We start from the raw sequence: 440 nt of genomic DNA, 5'->3' as shown, positions 1-440 counted from the left end.
GAACGACGCCCTGGTCAAGCGGTACCCGGACAACGGCATGCTGATCGCCGCCCAGATCGGCTCGAAGGTCGCCAAGGGCGAGATGAAGTGGGGCTGACCATGAGCGAGTTCGACTCGTCGACGGCTCCCGCCGACGTCGTACGGCGTCAGTACCTGGCCTCCGCCGCCGGTGACCTGGACGCCCTGCGCGCCACCCTCGCCCCGGACGTGGAGTGGACGGAGATGGCCGGCTTCCCGCTGGCCGGGACCTATCGCACACCCGAGGGCGTCACCTCGAACGTCATGGAGCAGCTCGGCAAGGAGTGGGAGGGCTGGGCCGCCCACGACGACACCTACGTCGCCGACGGCGAGAACGTCGTCGTCCTCGCCCGCTACACCGCCGTCAACAAGGCCACCGGCAAAGCCATCGACGTGCGCGTGGCCCACCACTTCGTCGTACG

Annotated in this window: 1 protein-coding gene and 1 pseudogene; both read left to right on the top strand. The window is 69.1% G+C overall.

All coding sequences use genetic code 11. From position 1 onward, the window contains the following. Positions 1–97: pseudogene (locus IF54_RS44120) on the top strand (MBL fold metallo-hydrolase); the annotation flags it as partial. A 2-nt stretch (positions 98–99) separates the two neighbouring features. Next, the coding region (locus IF54_RS0138995) for a nuclear transport factor 2 family protein (protein WP_030327514.1) at positions 100–440 on the top strand (341 nt) is incomplete at its 3' end.

Origin of the sequence: Streptomyces sp. NRRL B-3229 (assembly GCF_000719505.1) — a bacterium.
In the GTDB taxonomy this organism is placed as follows: domain Bacteria; phylum Actinomycetota; class Actinomycetes; order Streptomycetales; family Streptomycetaceae; genus Streptomyces; species Streptomyces griseorubiginosus.
Note: the sequence above shows the minus strand (reverse complement) of the source record. Positions and strands in the feature narration are given on the sequence as shown.